1 protein-coding gene and 2 pseudogenes are annotated in these 1,541 nt (G+C 71.9%); all 3 read left to right on the forward strand.

All coding sequences use genetic code 11. The features are described from left to right. A pseudogene (locus G3N92_RS33795) lies at window positions 1–224 on the forward strand (LysR family transcriptional regulator); the annotation flags it as partial. Window positions 225–262: 38 nt separating this feature from the next. Beyond that, window positions 263–1,183 carry a DMT family transporter gene (locus G3N92_RS33800; RefSeq protein WP_206131837.1) on the forward strand — a complete coding sequence of 307 codons (921 nt, stop codon included), beginning with the start codon at window positions 263–265 and terminating at the stop codon, window positions 1,181–1,183. Window positions 1,184–1,302: 119 nt separating this feature from the next. Continuing rightward, window positions 1,303–1,541 (forward strand): annotated as a pseudogene (locus G3N92_RS33805) (sensor histidine kinase); the annotation flags it as partial.

The following is a 1,541-nucleotide window of genomic DNA, read 5'->3' on the forward strand; positions in this document are numbered from 1 at the left end:
TCACGAGCGGCGGCGTCGCGGCGGTCGCGGCAGCCGCTGCGGCGGGCCTGGCCGTGTGCCCGCTGGCGCGGCGCGTCGGCCCGCGTACGCTGGTCGATGTCGGCGCACGGTTCGGCCTGCCGCCGCTGCCGGTGTCGCAGGTGATGCTCTATTCGCGCGTGCGCGATCCGCGCTCGGCCGACACGCTGCGCCGATTCGCAGCGAGCCTGTCCGCTTCGGCATAAACTGTCCGGCTGCCCACCTTCCTGCCGACATTCGACCGATGACGCCCGCCGCCCGCCAACACCTTCGCGCGAACCTGCTGATGCTGGCGGCCGCCGCCATCTGGGGCTCGGCGTTCGTCGCGCAGCGGTTGAGCCTGTCGGTGATCGGCCCGTTTCTCTACACCGGCCTGCGCTTCCTGCTCGGTGCGCTGGTGCTCACGCCGCTGCTGCTCACGCGCCGCGCGGCCCGCGCCGAATTCGCCGCGCTCGCGCAACGGCCCGCCGGGCTCGTGCCGGGCCTCGTGCTCGGCACGCTGCTGGCCGTCTCGATCTCGCTGCAGCAGGTCGGCCTGCAATACACCAAGGTGGCCAACGCCGGCTTCATCAGCTCGCTCTACGTGGTGCTGGTGCCGCTGATCGGCGTGGCGCTGCGCCATCGCGCGGGCCTCGGCACCTGGCTCGGCGCGACGCTGGCCGCGATCGGCCTGTATTTCCTGAGCGTCGACGCGCACTTCTCGGTGATGGCCGGCGACGGCTTCCAGTTGGCCGGGGCGATCATCATCGCCGTGCATGTGATCGCGGTCGGCCATTTCGTGCGGCGGCACGATCCGCTCGCGCTGGCGTTCCAGCAGTTCGTGGTGTGCGGGCTGCTGTGCGGCGCGGCCGGCCTCGTCGTCGACACGCTCGATGCGGCCACGCTGCTGCGCGCGATGCCCACGCTGCTGTACGGCGGCGTGCTGTCGGTCGGCGTGGCCTACACGCTGCAAGTGGTCGCGCAGCGCGACGCCGCGCCCGCGCACGCGGCCGTGATCTTCAGCATGGAAGGGGTGTTCGCGGCCATCGCCGGTTGGGCCGCGCTCGGCGAAACGCTGAGCCTGCGCGCGCTGTTCGGCTGCGCGCTGATGCTGGCCGGGCTGCTGGTCTGCCAGTTGCTGCCGAGGCGCGCTACCGCACGCGAGGACAGCGGGCTGCCGGCCTGAACGCGCCGCGCCGGCCCCCTGAAAATAGGATCCGATCGATTCGCGGCGCGCGCGGCAGGTGCGACGCGCGCGAATCCGATCCCTATAATGTCGGTTCCTCCTTTCTCCGCACGCGCCTCGTGAGCCTTTCCGCCGCCGATCTTTCCGCCGCCCTGCTGCGCGAACGCGCCGCCCGTTATGCCGCCGAAGCCGCGCTGTTCGCGCGCGATCAGGCGCTGTCCGTCGCGTCGCACGATCTGCGCAGCCCGCTCAATGCGATGCACAGCTGGGCCTACGTGCTGGAGCGCCAGTTGCCGCCCGGGGATGTCTCGCTGCAGCGCGCGCTCGGCGGCATCCGCACCGGCATCGAACAGCAGAC

It is taken from the genome of Burkholderia sp. Ac-20379 (assembly GCF_017104645.1).
GTDB lineage: Bacteria > Pseudomonadota > Gammaproteobacteria > Burkholderiales > Burkholderiaceae > Burkholderia.

Excerpts from the sequence above, each read along its gene's own strand:
- G3N92_RS33800 (WP_206131837.1), top strand. The coding sequence starts at position 263 with ATGACGCCCGCCGCCCGCCAACACCTTCGCGCGAACCTGCTGATGCTG.